The organism is Rhizobium sophoriradicis, assembly GCF_025200795.1.
In the GTDB taxonomy this organism is placed as follows: Bacteria; Pseudomonadota; Alphaproteobacteria; order Rhizobiales; family Rhizobiaceae; genus Rhizobium; species Rhizobium sophoriradicis.
Genome location: NZ_CP104152.1, coordinates 4,131,461 through 4,148,788, shown reverse-complemented (window position 1 = coordinate 4,148,788; position 17,328 = coordinate 4,131,461). Strand labels below are relative to the sequence as shown.

Sequence of the window (17,328 nt, the reverse complement as noted above, 5' to 3'; positions counted from 1 at the left end):
TTAACGATCGGCGACGAAGCTCTGCTTCTGGCTGCCGAGGCCTTCGATGCCGAGCTCGACGACATCGCCGTCCCGAAGATAGCGCGGCGGCTTCATGCCCATGCCGACACCGGGCGGCGTGCCCGTCGAAATGACGTCGCCTGGATGCAGCGACATGAACTGGCTGAGATAGGAAACGATATGGGCAACACCGTAGACCATCGTCTTCGAGGAGCCGTTCTGCATCGTCTGGCCGTTGACCTTCAGCCACATGCCGAGGTTCTGCGGGTCGGCAATCTCGTCCTTGGTCACAAGCCAGGGGCCAATCGGCCCAAAAGTGTCGCAGGACTTGCCCTTGGTCCACTGGCCGGCGCGTTCCGTCTGGAAGGCGCGTTCGGAAACGTCGTGCGACACGCAGTAACCGGCGACGTAGTCGAGCGCGTCGGCCTCGCTGACATATTTCGCCGTCTTGCCGATGACGACGCCGAGCTCGACTTCCCAATCGGTCTTTTCCGAGCCGCGCGGGATGAGGACGGTGTCATTCGGCCCTACGATGGCCGACGTCGCCTTCATGAAGATCACCGGCTCGGGCGGCACGGTGGCGCCGGTTTCGGCGGCGTGGTCCGAGAAGTTGAGGCCGATGCAGATGAATTTGCCGGTGCCGGCAACACAGGCGCCGATGCGGCCGGCACCGAGTTCGGGAAGGCTCTTCGGATCGATCGCCGCGATCTTTGCAAGGCCGGCCGGCGAGATTGCCTCGCCGCCGATATCGCCGACATGACCGGAGAGATCGCGGATTTTGCCATCGGCATCGAGAAGTGCCGGTTTTTCGCGACCTGGTTCGCCAACACGCATCAGCTTCATGGAGTTCCTCCTCATCAAAAACGAAGTTGCGATCACCTATGAACGAATTATTCATCGGTGTCATTACGGCTTTGCCGGGAAGCGGTACGGCCTTCTAGAAAATTTCAGACAAGTCATGACCGGCGGAAACGATTTTTGTCGGTTTGAGGCTTTCCAGCGAGTAGTAGCCGCGCTTGATATGATCGAGATTGGCAGTTTCGGCGCATGCCCGGCCAATCGAGCATGCGACGATGCCTGCGCTTGCCAAGGCAGCGAAGCTGCGAAATATGACTTCTGAACGCAGCTCAAGATGAGATGGAGTTTTCTCGATGCACGTCTCCAAAGCCGTTGTGCCTACCGAACATGCAAGCCGCTACCTGCAGCAGCTTTGCAAACATTGGAGCCACAAGTTCAGTGTCGATTTCGACCCCCATAAGGGCCGGGTGCCGTTCAGCGATACCGCTGAAGTGACGTTCACCGCCGATGATGCGGCCCTCACCATGGTGCTTTCCCTTGCCGATCCAGCCCAGCAGGCAAGGATGCAGGACGTTATCGACGATCACCTGAAGCGCTTCGCCTTCCGCGAGGAACTCGACATCGTCTGGATGGACTGACCGAAGCTGACCCGAATTTCTGCTCCCAACCCCGGAACAAGCATGACGAAGAGCAATAACCGCGAATCCCAATATCCGATTGATCCGATGTTTCTCGATCGCTGGTCGCCGCGCGCCTTCACCGGCGAAATCATCGAGGAGGCGCAGCTTCTCGGCCTGCTCGACGCCGCCCACTGGGCGCCGTCTTCTTCCAACCAGCAGCCCTGGCGCTTCATCTATGCCCTGAAAGGTTCACAGCATTGGGAGAAATTCGTCGCATTGCTCGTCGATGCCAATCAGGAATGGGCGAAGAATGCGTCAGCGCTAATCTTCGTCGTGTCGCGCAGCTTCACCGGCGCTGCCGGTTCCGGCGAGGAAAAGCCGAGCTACACGCATTCCTTCGATGCCGGCGCGGCATGGGGCCACCTGGCGCTCCAGGCGCGCCTTTCCGGTTTTTACGCCCATGGCATGGGCGGTATCAAACACGAAGATATCATGAAGACCTTCGGCATCCCCCAGGGGTACAGGGTCGAGGCGGGTGTTGCGGTTGGCCGCCTGGCCGATAAGACCGTACTCTCCGAACGCAACCAGACGCGCGAATTCCCCAGCCAGCGCAAGCCGCTCTCCGAAGTCGCCTTCAACGGCCGTTTCGTCGCGAACTGAGCGCAACCGAAAAAACAAAAGGCCCCGCGGTTCGAGGACAGCGGGGCCTTTTGCTGAGACAATATTGATCAGATATCGAGGTTTGCGACGCTCAGCGCGTTGTCCTGGATGAATTCGCGCCGCGGCTCGACCTCGTCACCCATCAGGCGCGCGAAGAGACCATCGGCATCGGTGGCGTCCGCGACCTTGACCTGCAGCAGCGAACGGACGTTCGGATCGAGCGTCGTTTCCCAGAGCTGTTCGGCATTCATCTCGCCGAGCCCCTTGTAGCGCTGCATGGTGAGGCCCTTGCGGCCGCTGGCGAAGATCGCGTCGAGCAGGGCGCGCGGCCCCGAAATCTCGATGTCGCCTTCGCGCCGATGCAGCGACGGCGGCGTCTGGTAGATTTCCTTGAGACGTGACGTCAGCTGATCGATGTGCCGGGCGTCCGAGGAGCCGATCAGCGCCATATCGAGCACGACGATTTCCTTAACACCGCGGACCATGCGCTCGAGGCGCAGGCCGCCATCGCTGGTCAGATCGCCCTGCCAGCCGCGCTCGGTTTCCTCGGCGATAATATCGAGACGGCTTGCGACTTCGCTTACCAATGCCTGGGCTCTTGCCTGGTCACTGACGAGTTCGGCGTTGAGCGCGCCGGCAATTGCCGCCTGTTCGACAACGGCGCGATTGTAACGCGAATGGAGGTTGTCGAGCAGAGCGCGCATACGCAGCGCATCGAGAATGACTTCGCGCAGATCCTGACCGGTGCGGACCTCGCCGCTGCCGAGCCGCAGCGCGGCATCTTCCAGACCCTGGCCGATCAGATATTCCTCAAGCGCCTTTTCGTCCTTCAGATACTGCACCGACTTGCCGCGCGCGACCTTATAGAGCGGCGGCTGGGCGATATAGAGATGGCCGCGCTCGATCAGCTCCGGCATCTGCCGGAAGAAGAAGGTGAGCAGCAGCGTGCGGATATGGGCGCCGTCGACATCGGCGTCCGTCATGATGATGATCTTGTGATAACGCAGCTTCTCGGCATTGAACTCGTCCTTGCCGATGCCGGTGCCGAGCGCCGTGATCAATGTGCCGATTTCCTGGCTCGACAGCATCTTGTCGAAACGGGCACGTTCGACGTTGAGGATCTTGCCGCGCAGCGGCAGGATCGCCTGGTTTTCGCGCGAACGGCCCTGCTTGGCCGAGCCGCCGGCCGAATCGCCCTCGACCAGGAAAACTTCGGATTTTGCCGGATCACGCTCGGAGCAGTCGGCGAGCTTGCCAGGCAGCGAGGCGATATCGAGCGCGCCCTTGCGGCGGGTCAATTCGCGGGCTTTGCGGGCTGCCTCGCGTGCGGCTGCCGCCTCGACGACCTTGCCGACGAGGATCTTGGCTTCACTCGGATGCTCTTCGAACCAGGTGCTCAGCGCCTCATTGACGAGACTTTCGACAACGGGACGGACTTCCGAGGACACGAGCTTGTCCTTCGTCTGCGAGGAGAATTTCGGATCGGGCACCTTGACCGACAGGACCGCGGTCAGGCCCTCGCGGCAATCTTCGCCCTGCAGCGTCACCTTTTCCTTTTTGGTGATGCCGGAATTATCGGCATAGGACACGACCTGGCGCGTCAATGCCGCCCGGAAGCCGGCCATATGCGTGCCGCCGTCGCGCTGGGGAATGTTGTTGGTGAAGCAGAGCACGTTCTCGTGGTAGCTGTCGTTCCACCACATCGCCACTTCGACGGTGATGCCGTCCTTTTCGCCGCGGATGGCGACCGGCTTGTCGACCAGCGACTTCTTGGCGCGGTCGAGATAGGCGACGAAAGCTTCGAGGCCGCCGTCATAGCGCAATTCTTCCTGCTTAATATCGGAATGGCGCTTATCGGTCAGCAGGATGCGCACGCCGGAATTGAGGAAGGCGAGCTCGCGCAGGCGATGCTCCAGCGTGCCGTAGTCGAACTCCGTCATAGTGAAGGTTTCGCTGCTCGGCATGAAGCTCACTTCGGTGCCGGTCTCGTCTGGCGCTTCGCCCGTGACCTTCAGCGGCGCGTCGGCTACGCCATGAGTGAAGCTCATTTCATGAATCTTGCCATGGCGGCGGATCTTCAGCTTCAGCCAGACGGAAAGCGCATTGACGACGGAAACGCCGACCCCGTGCAGACCGCCGGAGACCTTGTAGGAATTCTGGTCGAACTTGCCGCCGGCATGCAGCTGCGTCATGATGACTTCGGCCGCCGACACGCCTTCGCCGGAATGAATGTCGGTCGGGATGCCGCGGCCGTTATCGGTGACCGTCACCGAACCATCCGGATTGAGGCTGACGGTAACGATGTCGGCATGGCCGGCCAGCGCTTCGTCGATGGCGTTGTCGACGACTTCATAGACCATGTGATGCAGGCCGGAGCCGTCATCGGTATCGCCGATATACATGCCGGGGCGTTTGCGCACGGCATCGAGGCCCTTCAGGACCTTGATGGAATCTGCGCCATATTCGGTGCTTACGCCGTTTTCCGTCGCGGATGTATCGCTCATTCTGTCGAGATTTTCCCTGTTGTCGTAAGCGGCGGCGCGCCTTGCGAATCACCGGCTTTCTTCACTCTCGTATATAGGTTTTTTGAGCCCTGTTCCCAATGGCAAGTCCCCTGAACAAGCCATAAAACAGGGGATTATGACGCTTTTCCGTCGCCTTTGCCGCTATTTTCGAGAAGAGCCGATAACCGGGCGATCTCAGCGCTGTCAAGCTCGCGGATCCGCCGGGCCAGCCGGTTGGCAAATACGGTATATTCCGGCGGTAGGCCCGAGGTGTCGATGACGACGCGCGGGTCGGAGGAACGGGCGAGCAGGAACAGTTCCTCGGCCTCATCCCAGATGATATTGAAATAGCCGGCGATGCGCTGCAGCAGATCGAATGTCGGCAGACCGCGCTTGCCATGTTCGAGCGCCGAGAGATAGGCGGGGGAGACGTTCAGCGCTTCCGCCATTTCCTTCTGCGAGACGCCCTTGCGCGCCCTCAGCCGGCGAACCGCCTCGCCGAAGGGGGTCATGGCCTTTCCCCATGCCGCCGCGACAGGCGGATATAGAGCGCGCCCTCGCCGCCATGATGCTGTGCGGCCTGTTCATAGGACGAAATCAGGTAGCGGAATTCCGGCTTTGAGAACCACAGCGGCACGGCCCGCTTCAGCGCACCGTCGCTGCCCATCGAGCTGCCTTTGCCGGTGATGACCAAGACATGGCGCAGGCCGCGCTCATGGGCGCGGATCAGGAAATCGAGAAGGATGACATAAGCCTCGCTCTGTACCAGCCCATGCAGGTCGATCCGCGCTTCGAGCGCCAGCCGGCCCTTGGCGATCTTACGCTTGACCGGCTTTTCCAGCGGATGGTGCACCCCGGCCGACGGTTTCGACGCCGAAGGCGCTGCCGGTTGCAGCGGCAGAGGCGTGGCGGATGCCTGCTTTCCGGCCTTCTCCTGTTCGGCGGCGGCTTCGGCCTCGACGAGAAAGGCATCGAGTTCATTCAACTCACCCGCCTTTTCAGGCATCGGCCGGGTGCTGCGGGCAACCTTACCCCAGAGGATCCTCTCATCGGCGCTGAGCTTGCGATCCCTAACCATCAGTCAAATCGTCCGGCAGCAGCATTGGGAATGAGAATGGCGAAATCGGCGTCGTTGCGGACGGTGCCGGCTCGTTCTCCTGCCGTATCCCCCGAACCGGTGAAGATGTCGCCGCGGGCCGGTCCGACGATCGCCGAGCCGGTATCGAGCGCCAGCATCAACCTGCCGAAGGCCCGGCCATGATCGAGATGGGTGAGGCTTTCGGCGCGGATGAAAAAGGGAAAGCCGAAGGTATGGATCAGCCGGTCGACGGCTAGCGAACGGCCGGCAAGAAGCGGCACCTTGGCGGCCGCGATCGGACCGGCCTCAAGATCGGCGACCGCCGCCTCCCGGAAGAAAATATAGGAGCGGTTGTGCCATAACACTTCGTCCACCCGCTCGGGATTGTACGCCAGCCAAGCGCGGATCGACTGCATCGAAATCTCGGCACGGTCGATTTCTCCGCGCTCGATCAGCAGCTTGCCGATCGCCGAGAAAGCATGACCGGCCTTCGCTGCGTAGGTGATGCGGCCGATATGGCCATTTCTGTAACGCAGCCGGGCGGCGCCCTGCACATGGACGAAGAAGACATCGACCTTCGACTTCGCCCAGGCGATTTCGAGGCCGCGGCCTTCAAGAAAACCCTGGTCGATCGCGCGGCGATCCGGATAGGCGCCGATCCGGCCGTCATCATGGCGGCGGCCGAACGCATAGGCCTCGTCCAGTTCGGCCGGGCGATTGCTGTCGTCGAGATCGATCAGATCGTCGGGACGGCGATACAAGGGAAAACTAAAAACGTCATCCGGCTTTTCCGATACCTCGATCTCGGGCTCGTAGAAGGCGGTGACGAAGCCGGGATTGCCATCCTTGCGGCGGATCAGGAATGGCCGGCAGTGTGTTTCGAAAAAGCGGCGTGCTGATGCGGGAGAGGACGGTGTGAAGTCTTCGGCGGCGATCAGAAGCGGAAGCAAGTCTTCCGAACTCAGGCCGAGCGAGCCGGCGCGGTAGGGTTTGACCTCGGTGATCTGCCGCCGGCAGTCACGCATGACTTCAAAAAGGCCGGAGGGATCATCATCCTTCCAGCCTTCCAAAGTGTCGAAGCTTATGGCCTGCAGGACGAAGTCCGATGCGTGGTCACTCATGTTCCGATTCGGTCGCCACAAGTTTCCAGTTCGGATCGCGCGAGCGGGTATCGCGGGCGAAGGTCCAGAGGTCATTGACCTCGGCGACGTTCTCGGCGTCGCCTTCGATCAGAGCATCCGCCTTGTCGTAAGTGGCCGATATCAGCTGGCTGACGATGCGCACGGTGATCTGCGCTTCGCTGCCCTTCGTCTCGGCATGGGTGATTTCGGCCTTGTCGATGCCAACGAAGGTGGACTTCACCTTCTCGCCGCGACTTTCTCGCTCGCCGATCGCCGCATCGAAACCGTCATAGACTTCACGGGACAGCAGGTTCTTCAGCGTTTTCCGGTCGCCGTCGGCATAGGCCATGACGATCATTTCGTAGGCCATGCGGGCGCCGTTCAGAAATTCCTTCGGATTGAAGGAAGGGTCGGCCTTGTTCAGGGCGCGCAGCGATTCGTTGAGCGGCGTTCCTGGTGCGGCAACGGCATCGATGGCGGCGAAGCGATCCTCATCCTCCCCTGTCGCATCGCGCCGCGGCAGCGTCACGACCTTGCCGGCATCGGCAGCTTCAGCAGGCGCCGCGTCCCGCGGCGTATAGAGATCGCGCGGCGGCTTCTCGTTTCCCGTGCGGCGGCCGAGCACGGAGCGGAGCTGAAAGAAAATCAGCACCGCCGCCACCAGGAAGAATAATGTGATGAAGTCGTTCGAACTCATATCGTATCGCAGCCGCCGTTAACATCTCTGATTTGTACTCCCATATAGTCCGCCTATACAGATGATTCAAATGATGGCTGGCATCTTCGCCGGCGCCAAGAGGAGACCGGCCAGTCCGGGACATGACGACCATGCGTTTTTCAATCCTGCCGGCTTTCATTCTGCTGCTGCCGCTTGGCGAAATAGCCGGTTTCGTCGTCGTCGGCCGGGCGCTCGGCTTGGTGCTGACACTGGCGCTCGTCATGGCGAGCTTTGTTTTGGGCGTGGTCCTGCTGCGCCGGCAGGGCATCGATATCCTGCGCCGCATGTCGAGCCAAGGACGGAACGGCGTGATGCCCGGCCGCGATCTGCTGAAGCCGGCGATGACGGTCATCGCCGCGCTGCTCCTGATCATTCCCGGCTTCCTCACCGATATCATCGCAATCCTCATTCTCATTCCGCCGGTGCGCGATCTCGTCTGGCGGTCGATCGCCAGACGCTTCGTCGTCGTCAACGCCCAGGACGGCTTTTCCGCCGGCCCGAAACCGCAGTCCCGCGACGGCAACCGGAATTCGAAGGTGGTGGATCTCGACGAGGAGGATTATCATAGGCAGCCGGATCGCAACTCGCCGTGGTCCGGCAAACATCTCGGTGATTGAAGTGCTTCGACCGAGCAACAGCGCCCAGCGCTCAGGGTTGTAAGCCCCTCCCCGAAATGTTAGATGGCGGCACCATTCCCATGCCCTTCGAGGAAAAGCCAATGGCAGACGACAACAACAGCAACGGTGCGACCAACCCCACCCTTTCGATCCTTGCGCAATATACGAAGGATCTGTCCTTTGAAAACCCGGGTGCGCCGCGTTCGCTGCAGGCGCGCGACAAGGCGCCGACGATCAACATCAATGTGAACGTCAACGCCAATCCGCTTTCCGACACGGATTTCGATGTCGTGCTGTCGCTGAATGCCGAAGCCAAGGATGATGACAAGACGGTGTTCCACACCGAACTCGTCTATGGCGGCGTCTTCCGCGTTACCGGCTTCCCGCAGGAGCACATGCTGCCGGTTCTCTTCATCGAATGCCCGCGCATGCTCTTCCCCTTCGCCCGTCAGATCATCGCCGACGTGACCCGCAACGGCGGCTTCCCGCCGCTGATGATCGACCCGATCGACTTCACGCAGATGTTTGCCCAGCGCGTTGCCGAAGAGCAGGCCCGCGCCAAGGTTCAGGCCGTTCCGAACTGATCGAATTCCGTCGGTTCTGACATGCGGATGCCCGGGCAAGTCCCGGGCATTTTTAATTCAGCGCCGCGCGTCTGAAAGACGCGAAAGGGACGCTGCGGCCCGATTTGTCACGCTGGCGAGCTGGCGAATTTCGACCAAATGCCTTTTTCGCCGAGCTTGGCGACCAGCGCCTCATGCGCCTGCGCTTCGGCCTGGCTGAGGCGGGGTGCAAGCGGCCGGGGCCGCTCAAGCACCGCTAATATCGCTCCATCATCTTCCATCGCCATTTCGCCGCCCGGCGCCTGGCCGGATTGTCCGAGGCCAAGGGCCGCCTGCCTGCCGCCGATCATTTCGATATAGACTTCGGCCAGCAGCTCGGAGTCGAGAAGCGCGCCGTGTTTGGCGCGGTGCGAATTGTCGACGCCGTAACGCCGGCAAAGTGCGTCGAGCGAATTTGGTCCCATCGGATTTTTGCGCCGCGCCATGGACAGCGTATCGACCACCCGTTCCGGCAGGATCGGCGGCAAACCGATCCGCGCGAATTCGGCGTTGATGAAGCCCATGTCGAAAGTGGCGTTGTGGGCGATCCACTTGGCATCGCCGAAAAAGGCGAGAATTTCCTCGGCGACCTCGGCGAAGGCTTTCTTGTCCTTGAGGAATTCATCCGTAATGCCGTGCACGGCGAGCGCATCCGGATGGACCTTCTGATCTCCCGGATTGATGTAGATATGAAGGGTGTTGCCGGTCGGGAAGTGATTGAAGAGTTCGATGCCGCCGATTTCGATGATGCGGTCCATCCGGTTGTCAAGGCCGGTGGTTTCCGTATCGAAAATGATCTCACGCATTCCGGAAATCTCCCTTGGCAATTCGCATTTTCAGATCGGCGACGATCTCAAGCACCCGTTCCCTCGTCTGCTCAATGCTGTGGCTGGTGTCGATCAGGTAATCGGCACGGCGCCGTTTTTCTGCATCCGGCGTCTGGCGAGAGAGAATCATGTCGAATTTTTCCTCGGTCATGTCGTCGCGCGCAAGCACCCTCTGACGCTGAATCTGTGGATCGGTGCTGACGACGACGATGACATCCACCCTTTCCCAAGCGTCGGTTTCGAAAAGCAGCGGGATATCGAGCAGAACCATCTCGGCGCCGGCGGCACGGTGGTGGGCCAGAAATTCCGTTTCGCGCTTGCGGACCAGCGGGTGAACGATTGCCTCCAGCCGTTTGAAGCCGTCGGGATCGTGCGCCAGTTGGCGGCCGAGTTCTTGCCGGTCGACCACGCCGTCCTTCATCGTGCCGGGAAAGGCGGCATCCACCAGCGGTGCAGCCTCGCCGGCATAGAGATCGTGGACCACGGCATCGGAATCGTTCAGCGGAATCCCGGCCTCGGCAAAGAGCTTGCCGGCCGTCGACTTTCCCATTCCGATCGAGCCGGTCAATCCGATCTTCAGCATCAGTGTGCTTCCATATCCGCAATGATCAGTGCACGCAGTGCGGCGTCGACGACGGGGCGCTTGCCGAACCATTTCTCGAAGCCCGGCACGGCCTGATGCAGCAGCATGCCGAGACCGTCGACGATCGCAAAGCCCTGCTCTTGCGCCTGCGCCAGGATCGGCGTCTTCAGCGGCACATAGACGATATCGGTAACGACGGCGTCGGCAGCAAGTGGAGTGAAATCGAGCTGCGGCGCCGGCTCGCCGTCCATGCCGAGCGACGTGGTGTTGATGAACAGGCCGGCGTCTTTCATGACCTCGGCAAGCGCACCGGCCGGATGGGCCTGAACCTTCGGGCCAAAACGGTCGGCCAGTTCGTGGGCCCGTTCGACGGTACGGTTGACGACGTGGATCGTCTTGAAGCCGCGGTCGCGAACCGCCTGGATGACGGCCCGGCTGGCGCCGCCGGCGCCAAAGATCACGGCCGTGTCATGCCGGTCCCAGCCCGGATGGCGTTCGTCAAGATTGGCAGTGAAGCCGCGGCCATCGGTATTTGTCGCGTGGAGAAGGCCATCCTCCAGCCAGAGCGTGTTCGACGCGCCGAGTTCGAGCGACAGCGCGTCCGGTTTGTCGGCGAGGCGGAAGGCCAATTCCTTATGGGGAATGGTGACATTGCCGCCGGTAAAGCCGGAACTGCCATCCTTCAGCGAAGCGACGAAATCGGCAAAGGCTTCCGGTGCGACTTCATGAGCGCGGTAGCTGCCTGGCAGGCCGAGCGTCTTCAACCAATATCCGTGGATCAACGGCGAGCGCGAATGCTTGATCGGAAAGCCTGTGACAAACGCCTTCGGCCCGAATGTTTCACGTGAATCACCCATCGATCGCTCCGAGTTCGCGCAATTTCGTCAGAAGCGGCAGCATCGGCAGGCCGAGAATGGTGAAGTAATCACCTTCGATTTTCTCGAAGAGCTGAATGCCCTGCGCCTCCAATTGGTAGGCGCCGACGCTCGAAAGCGCCTTGTCACCGACCCGCGCCAGATGCCCGGCAATGAATTCCGCCGTCAGAGGCCGCATCGTCAGTTCGGCATGGGCGAGATGTTCCCACAGGACCACACCATTGTTGGCGATGGCGACGGCGCTGTTCAATCGATGCGTTCTTCCCGACAGGGCGTGAAGGTGGCCGGCCGCGTCGGCCATGTCCTTCGGCTTATGAAAGACCCGGTCGCCGAGCGACATCGTCTGATCCGAACCGATAACCAGGCTGTCCGAAAAGCGCCGGCTGACATCCTCGGCCTTGGCCCTGGCCAGAGCGAGGGCAACGGCATCCGGCGTCGCCCCGGCTTTTTCCAACGGCGCTTCCAGCGCCCTTTCATCGATCGTTGCGGCCTGCGCCTCGAAGGACAGGCCGGCATTTTCCATCAGCATCCGCCGAAACGGGCTCGACGATGCAAGGATGATTGTTGTTGTCATAGGCTCCTCGGAGTGCCGACTTTGCGTCAGCGCTTAGCGCAGCTTCGGGCGCAGGGCAACGATCGCCGCGGCGGTTTCCTCGATCGAGCGGCGGGTCACGTCGATCAGCGGCCAGTTGTGACGGGCGCAAAGCGAGCGCGCATATTTCAGCTCCTCGGAGATCGCGGCGCGATCGGTGTAATGTTCGCGATCGAAGCCCTGGGTCGCTCCGAGGATGCGGTTTTCCCGCACCTGGGAAATACGATCGGTGGTGGCGATCAGGCACACGATCAAGGGTTTGGTCGCGACAAAAAGACTCTCGGGCAACGGCACGCCATAGACGATCGGAATGTTGGCCGTTTTGATGCCGCGATTGGCGAGATAGATAGATGTCGGTGTCTTCGACGTCCGGCTGATGCCGATGATGACGACATCGGCATCGTTGTAATCGTCCGGCATCTGGCCGTCGTCGTGATCCATGGTGAAATTCAGCGCTTCGATGCGGGCGAAGTAACCGGCATTCATCACATGCTGGGCTCCGACCCGGCGGCGCGACGGAGCGCCGAGATAGATCTGGAATGCATTCATCACCGGCTCCAGAACATTGACCGAGGCGACGCCCATTTCGGTGCAGCGCTCGTCGATCAGGCTCGCCAGCTCCCGGTCGACAATGGTGTAGAGCACGATGCCGGGCGCATCGTCGATCGCCTGCAGAACCGGCAGCAACTGTTTGCGATTGCGGATCAGCGGATAGACATGCTCGATCGGCTGAGCGGATCGGAACTGCGCCGAGGCGGCACGGCCAGCGGAGATCAGAGTCTCTCCCGTCGAGTCAGAAATCAGATGCAGATGAAAGAAGTTCGTTCTGTTCTCCACGCTATTTTCCGCTGCCTGTTGAAAACACTGGATGATGGAGAGCTAAGGCGGCGAGGCTGCCTCGGGCAAGGGAAAACATGCCGCCTTATCCACATTTCGAATTTTGCGGACCGGTTTTGCCAGGTCCTGTGGAGGATGGGGACGAAATTGGTTTGTCGAAGGCAAGTCCACAAGCTATCCACAGGAAGGAGAAAATCGGCTGCCTGGCAAGTTTTTGGAATCATTTTGGGATTCGCCTTCTCCCGGAAATTTCGAAGAATCGGAAAATTCTTTTCGAGTTTTGGTGCGGGCGCGCGACAAATGGCATCGGCAGTGGATGGATTTTAATCCTTGATAGACACCGACTCTAAGAAATAGAAACCTTTTAAAATATCTTTGATTTTATATAGGGAAGAAGCGCTTGAGCGACACGCGCCGAAAGATCATGAGGGTTCTCGACGGCGAAAGCCTCAGCCCTCCGCCTCTCTGGCTGATGAGGCAGGCGGGACGTTATCTGCCGGAATACAGAGAGACTCGGGCAAAGGCCGGAAGTTTTCTCGATCTCTGCTACACGCCCGATTACGCCGTCGAGGTGACGCTGCAGCCGATCCGCCGCTATGGCTTCGACGCGGCGATCCTGTTCTCCGATATTCTGGTCATCCCCGATGCAATGAAGCGGAATGTCCGATTCACTGAAGGGCATGGGCCGGAGATGGATCCGATCGATGAAGCCGGGATCGGGCGATTGAACGGGGAACAGGTCGTCGCCTATCTCAGACCGGTTTTGGAAACAGTGCGACGGGTGCGGGAGGAGTTGCCTGACGAGACGACCCTGCTCGGCTTCTGCGGCGCGCCCTGGACGGTTGCGACCTATATGATCGCCGGACACGGCACGCCGGATCAGGCCCCTGCCCGTCTCTTCGCCTACAAATATCCCCGCGCTTTCGAGCATCTGCTGATGCTGCTTGCCGACGTGTCGGCAGACTATCTCGTCGCCCAGATTGACGCCGGCGCCGATGCCGTTCAGATCTTCGATTCCTGGGCTGGGGTTCTCGGGGAGAAGGAGTTCGAAGCTTTCGCGATCAGGCCGGTTGCGCGGATGATCGCTTCGATCAAGTCGCAGCGCCCGCATGCGCGCATCATCGCCTTCGCCAAGGGGGCCGGCTATCAGCTGAAAACCTATCGTCAGAAGACCGGCGCCGATGCGATCGGCCTCGACTGGTCGGTCCCATTGGCCTTCGCTGCCGAACTTCAGAAAGATGGACCGGTCCAGGGCAACCTCGATCCGATGCGCGTCGTTGCCGGCGGCCGGGCGCTGGAAGAGGGCATCGACGATATTCTGCAGCATCTCGGCCATGGACCGCTGATCTTCAATCTCGGCCACGGCATCACGCCGCAGGCCGACCCCGAACATGTGCGTCTGCTGGTCGAGCGCGTGCGGGGGGCGAAGTGACGAGGGAAAGGCAGACGGATCGGAAACCCGGCGCTTATGCCCGGCGCCGTGCCCATTTTGCGCTGGCCTTCTTCGCGCTGATGGCGGTCGGGCTTTTCGCCTGGAACCCCGACAACCTCTATCTCTGGATCAAGGCGCTTCACATCATCGCGGTGATTTCCTGGATGGCAGGACTGTTCTACATGCCGCGGCTGTTCATCTATCACACCGACGCGGAACCGGGCTCGGTGCAGTCGGAAACCTTCAAGGTGATGGAGCGTCGGCTGCTGCGGATCATCATGACGCCGGCGATGATGCTGACCTGGATCTTCGGTCTTTATCTCGCCTGGTCGGTCTATGGATTCCACGGCGGCTGGCTGCATGCCAAGATCGGTCTGGTCGTGCTGCTGACGGCTGTTCATATGTTTTTCAGCCGTGCGGTCGGCGCTTTCGAGCGCGACGAAAATCGCCGCTCGGCACGCTATTGGCGGTTCATGAACGAGGCGCCGACACTGTTGATGATCCTGATCGTGATCCTCGTGGTGGTGAAGCCGTTCTGAGGAAAATCCTCCTCAGGTTAAATTTGCTTCATTTTAATCAGCCCCCTTGCGGCGGCGATTGCGACTCGCTATTTTCCGCGCATCTCACCTACGTGGCATGTGTGAAGAGTTCAGTCGTCTGCGAGCCCCTTTCGCAGTACCGAATACGACCCAACATCGCCTTTCCCCTTCGAAAATGAAAAGAGTATTGGTCACTTCATGGCTGAAATGAAGCTTCAGGAACTTAAGAGCAAATCCCCGACGGATCTTCTGGCTTTCGCCGAATCGCTCGAGGTCGAGAATGCAAGCACGATGCGCAAGCAGGAGCTGATGTTTGCGATCCTCAAGATGCTGGCCAGCCAGGATGTGGAGATCATCGGCGAAGGGGTGGTCGAGGTGCTGCAGGACGGCTTCGGCTTCCTGCGCTCGGCCAACGCCAACTACCTGCCCGGCCCTGATGATATTTATATCTCGCCATCGCAGATCCGCCGTTTCTCTTTGAAGACAGGCGACACGGTCGAGGGACCGATCCGCGGACCGAAGGAGGGCGAGCGCTATTTCGCGCTGCTGAAGGTCAACACCATCAATTTCGACGATCCGGAAAAGATCCGTCACAAGGTTCATTTCGACAACCTGACGCCGCTCTATCCGAATGAGCGCTTCAAGATGGAACTCGACATTCCGACGTCCAAGGATCTATCGCCCCGCGTGATCGATCTGGTGGCGCCGCTCGGCAAGGGCCAGCGCGGATTGATCGTCGCGCCGCCGCGCACCGGTAAGACCGTCCTTCTTCAGAACATCGCCCATTCGATCACGGCCAACCACCCGGAATGCTATCTCATCGTCCTTCTGATCGACGAACGTCCGGAGGAAGTGACGGACATGCAGCGTTCCGTCCGCGGCGAGGTCATTTCCTCGACCTTCGACGAACCGGCGGTGCGTCACGTCCAGGTGGCCGAAATGGTCATCGAAAAGGCCAAGCGTCTCGTCGAGCATGGCCGCGACGTCGTGATACTGCTCGATTCGATTACACGCCTCGGGCGCGCCTACAACACAGTCGTCCCCTCCTCCGGCAAGGTGCTAACGGGTGGCGTCGACGCCAACGCACTGCAACGGCCGAAGCGCTTCTTCGGCGCCGCGCGCAACATCGAGGAAGGTGGTTCTCTGACCATCATCGCAACGGCGCTTATCGATACCGGCAGCCGCATGGACGAAGTGATCTTCGAAGAGTTCAAGGGTACCGGCAACTCGGAAATCGTCCTCGACCGCAAGGTCGCCGACAAGCGCATCTTCCCGGCGATGGACATCCTCAAGTCCGGCACGCGTAAGGAAGACCTGCTCGTGCCACGCCAGGATCTGCAGAAGATCTTCGTTCTTCGTCGTATCCTTGCTCCGATGGGCACCACGGATGCAATCGAATTCCTGATCGACAAGCTCAAACAGACGAAGAACAATTCCGATTTCTTCGACTCGATGAATACCTGATCCTTAGCCGGATTCATCCATTGAGAGCTGGCGCATCGCCTCGATGTCGCCAGCTTTTTATTTAAGAGGAATCGATTCGGATTCGAACTGACAAGCGGACGATGGCCCATGGTGAATGATACGATTTATGCGCTTTCGAGCGGCGCCCCGCCCTCGGGTGTTTCGGTCATTCGCATCAGCGGTCCGTTAACCCGAGAGCTCTTGATCAGGCTGGCCGGATCAGTGCCGGCTGATCGGCTGGCTTCCTACCGAACGATTCGGGCGCGCAACAATCAACCGATCGATAGCGGTCTGGTGCTGTTTTTCCCCGCTCCAAACTCTTTTACCGGTGAAGATGTCGCCGAGCTGCAGATCCACGGCAGCAAGGCCGTCCTGGCAGCGCTGTTTCAGGCGCTGGGTGATACTCCTGGTGTTCGTATGGCGATTGAAGGCGAGTTTTCGCGACGCGCTTTCGAAAATGGCAAGCTTGATCTTGTCGAGGTCGAGGGCCTGGCCGATCTCATCGAGGCTGAGACGGAGATGCAGCGCCGCCTCGCCGTGGAACACAGCGCTGGTGGTGTCTCGGCAGTATACGATTCGTGGGCGGAACGATTGACCCGCTCGCGCGCCCTGATCGAGGCGGAACTCGATTTTGCCGACGAAGACGATGTCCCGGGATCGGTGTCAGATATGGTCTGGGCCGACATGGATCGGCTTCGCAATGATATCTGGCATCATCTCGACGCGGCTTCGGCGGGCGAGATTATCAGAGACGGCTTTAAGGTGGTGATCGCCGGGGCGCCGAATGCGGGAAAGTCGAGCCTGTTGAATGCTCTCGCCCGACGCGACGTCGCAATCGTCACGGATATTGCCGGAACCACTCGTGACGTCCTGCAGGTCGATCTCGACATTGACGGCTATCTTGTCAAACTCTATGACACGGCCGGTCTGCGTGAGGCGGACGATCGGGTGGAGATGGAAGGCGTGCGGCGGGCACGCATAGCGCTTCGTGATGCCGATCTTGTGCTGTTGCTGGTCGATGTGAGCGATCCCGTCATTCCTGCCGACTTGGACCAGGCTGTGCCGCATGTTAGGGTCGGAACGAAGAAGGATCTCATCGAGACTGGCTCCGATCGATATGATCTGCGGATTTCGACGGCAACCGGTGAGGGCCTGCCGGAATTGCGGGCGCTGATCGGGCGCGTCGTCAAGGAGCGGTTTGCTGGCCTGTCTATGGCGATCCCGAGCCGACAGCGGCACAAGGATTCGCTGGCGAAATGTTTGGCAGCGCTAGATGCGGCAATCTCGCAGAGCGAGACGAATCTCGAACTGCGCACGGAGCAGCTTCGCCTGGCGGCTGAGTATTTGGGACGGATTACCGGGCGGGTGGATGTCGAGCAGCTGCTCGATGTGATCTTCTCGGAGTTTTGTATCGGTAAATGATTCACGTGAAACCTTTTCTTGAGGCTGTCGCCTGAGTTC

At 60.2% G+C, this 17,328-nt stretch carries 19 protein-coding genes and 1 pseudogene; 8 read left to right on the top strand and 12 right to left on the bottom strand.

The genetic code is table 11. The features are described 5' to 3' along the window. A complete protein-coding gene (locus N2597_RS20270; RefSeq protein ID WP_077992768.1) occupies positions 1 to 843 on the bottom strand; it encodes a fumarylacetoacetate hydrolase family protein in 843 nt (280 codons plus the stop codon). 94 nt (positions 844 to 937) lie between these two features. Next, positions 938 to 1,073 (bottom strand): annotated as a pseudogene (locus tag N2597_RS20265) (glutathione S-transferase family protein); the annotation flags it as partial. A 78-nt stretch (positions 1,074 to 1,151) separates the two neighbouring features. On the opposite strand from N2597_RS20265, the gene N2597_RS20260 reads away from it, so the two are divergent. Both N2597_RS20260 and N2597_RS20255 read left to right on the top strand, forming a co-directional pair. Then, the gene (locus tag N2597_RS20260) at positions 1,152 to 1,436 is read left to right on the top strand and encodes a DUF2218 domain-containing protein (RefSeq protein WP_077992766.1); all 285 of its coding nucleotides are present in this window, start codon (positions 1,152 to 1,154) and stop codon (positions 1,434 to 1,436) included. Between the two features lie 42 nt (positions 1,437 to 1,478). Then, complete coding sequence (locus N2597_RS20255; RefSeq protein WP_077992763.1) at positions 1,479 to 2,078, top strand: nitroreductase family protein; 600 nt, start codon at positions 1,479 to 1,481, stop codon at positions 2,076 to 2,078. Between the two features lie 68 nt (positions 2,079 to 2,146). Here N2597_RS20255 and gyrB read toward each other — a convergent pair whose 3' ends face one another. From gyrB to N2597_RS20230, 5 genes are all read right to left on the bottom strand, one after another. Continuing rightward, the gene (gene gyrB / locus N2597_RS20250) at positions 2,147 to 4,582 is read right to left on the bottom strand and encodes a DNA topoisomerase (ATP-hydrolyzing) subunit B (RefSeq protein WP_038685872.1); all 2,436 of its coding nucleotides are present in this window, start codon (positions 4,580 to 4,582) and stop codon (positions 2,147 to 2,149) included. Positions 4,583 to 4,716: 134 nt separating this feature from the next. Beyond that, positions 4,717 to 5,094: a helix-turn-helix domain-containing protein gene (locus N2597_RS20245; protein ID WP_038685869.1), complete on the bottom strand. Its 378-nt coding sequence runs from the start codon at positions 5,092 to 5,094 to the stop codon at positions 4,717 to 4,719. Further along, positions 5,091 to 5,660, bottom strand: coding sequence for a Smr/MutS family protein (locus N2597_RS20240; RefSeq protein ID WP_183597917.1), 570 nt, complete (start codon positions 5,658 to 5,660; stop codon positions 5,091 to 5,093). The genes N2597_RS20245 and N2597_RS20240 overlap by 4 nt, the downstream gene beginning before the upstream one ends. Continuing rightward, on the bottom strand, positions 5,660 to 6,781 hold the full coding sequence (gene mltA, locus N2597_RS20235) for a murein transglycosylase A (RefSeq protein WP_183597915.1): 1,122 nt from the start codon (positions 6,779 to 6,781) through the stop codon (positions 5,660 to 5,662). Before mltA ends, N2597_RS20240 begins: the two co-directional genes overlap by 1 nt. Beyond that, complete coding sequence (locus N2597_RS20230) at positions 6,774 to 7,478, bottom strand: Tim44/TimA family putative adaptor protein (protein WP_010055719.1); 705 nt, start codon at positions 7,476 to 7,478, stop codon at positions 6,774 to 6,776. Before N2597_RS20230 ends, mltA begins: the two co-directional genes overlap by 8 nt. Positions 7,479 to 7,609: 131 nt before the next feature. Here N2597_RS20230 and N2597_RS20225 point away from each other — a divergent pair, with 131 nt between their 5' ends. Continuing rightward, positions 7,610 to 8,116: an FxsA family protein gene (locus N2597_RS20225; protein WP_096771449.1), complete on the top strand. Its 507-nt coding sequence runs from the start codon at positions 7,610 to 7,612 to the stop codon at positions 8,114 to 8,116. Positions 8,117 to 8,217: 101 nt separating this feature from the next. After that, the gene (gene secB / locus N2597_RS20220; RefSeq protein WP_038685862.1) at positions 8,218 to 8,700 is read left to right on the top strand and encodes a protein-export chaperone SecB; all 483 of its coding nucleotides are present in this window, start codon (positions 8,218 to 8,220) and stop codon (positions 8,698 to 8,700) included. A gap of 107 nt (positions 8,701 to 8,807) precedes the next feature. Here the strand turns inward: secB and dnaQ are convergent, their stop codons facing one another. From dnaQ to N2597_RS20195, 5 genes are read right to left on the bottom strand one after another with little or no spacing between them, the layout of a single operon-like run. Further along, entirely contained in the window at positions 8,808 to 9,524 is a 717-nt protein-coding gene (gene dnaQ, locus N2597_RS20215; protein WP_183597913.1) for a DNA polymerase III subunit epsilon, read from the bottom strand. After that, entirely contained in the window at positions 9,517 to 10,128 is a 612-nt protein-coding gene (gene coaE / locus N2597_RS20210) for a dephospho-CoA kinase (RefSeq protein WP_183597911.1), read from the bottom strand. Before coaE ends, dnaQ begins: the two co-directional genes overlap by 8 nt. Further along, a complete protein-coding gene (locus N2597_RS20205; protein ID WP_038685855.1) occupies positions 10,128 to 10,985 on the bottom strand; it encodes a shikimate dehydrogenase in 858 nt (285 codons plus the stop codon). Before N2597_RS20205 ends, coaE begins: the two co-directional genes overlap by 1 nt. Continuing rightward, entirely contained in the window at positions 10,978 to 11,577 is a 600-nt protein-coding gene (locus N2597_RS20200) for a Maf-like protein (protein WP_183597909.1), read from the bottom strand. Before N2597_RS20200 ends, N2597_RS20205 begins: the two co-directional genes overlap by 8 nt. Before the next feature lie 33 nt (positions 11,578 to 11,610). Next, positions 11,611 to 12,432, bottom strand: coding sequence for a pyruvate, water dikinase regulatory protein (locus tag N2597_RS20195; RefSeq protein WP_038685850.1), 822 nt, complete (start codon positions 12,430 to 12,432; stop codon positions 11,611 to 11,613). 400 nt (positions 12,433 to 12,832) lie between these two features. Between N2597_RS20195 and hemE the strand changes: the two genes are divergently transcribed. The 4 genes from hemE to mnmE all read left to right on the top strand — a co-directional run bounded on the left by hemE (position 12,833) and on the right by mnmE (position 17,289). Then, positions 12,833 to 13,864 carry a uroporphyrinogen decarboxylase gene (gene hemE / locus N2597_RS20190; RefSeq protein ID WP_183597907.1) on the top strand — a complete coding sequence of 344 codons (1,032 nt, stop codon included), beginning with the start codon at positions 12,833 to 12,835 and terminating at the stop codon, positions 13,862 to 13,864. Beyond that, positions 13,861 to 14,403, top strand: a complete 543-nt coding sequence (hemJ, locus tag N2597_RS20185) for a protoporphyrinogen oxidase HemJ (RefSeq protein WP_183597905.1) — start codon at positions 13,861 to 13,863, stop codon at positions 14,401 to 14,403. The genes hemE and hemJ overlap by 4 nt, the downstream gene beginning before the upstream one ends. Positions 14,404 to 14,601: 198 nt before the next feature. Beyond that, positions 14,602 to 15,867 (top strand): transcription termination factor Rho, encoded by a 1,266-nt coding sequence (gene rho / locus N2597_RS20180; RefSeq protein ID WP_003571435.1) that lies wholly within the window; start codon positions 14,602 to 14,604, stop codon positions 15,865 to 15,867. 108 nt (positions 15,868 to 15,975) lie between these two features. Next, entirely contained in the window at positions 15,976 to 17,289 is a 1,314-nt protein-coding gene (gene mnmE, locus N2597_RS20175; protein WP_077992746.1) for a tRNA uridine-5-carboxymethylaminomethyl(34) synthesis GTPase MnmE, read from the top strand. The last annotated feature ends 39 nt before the right edge of the window (positions 17,290 to 17,328 follow it).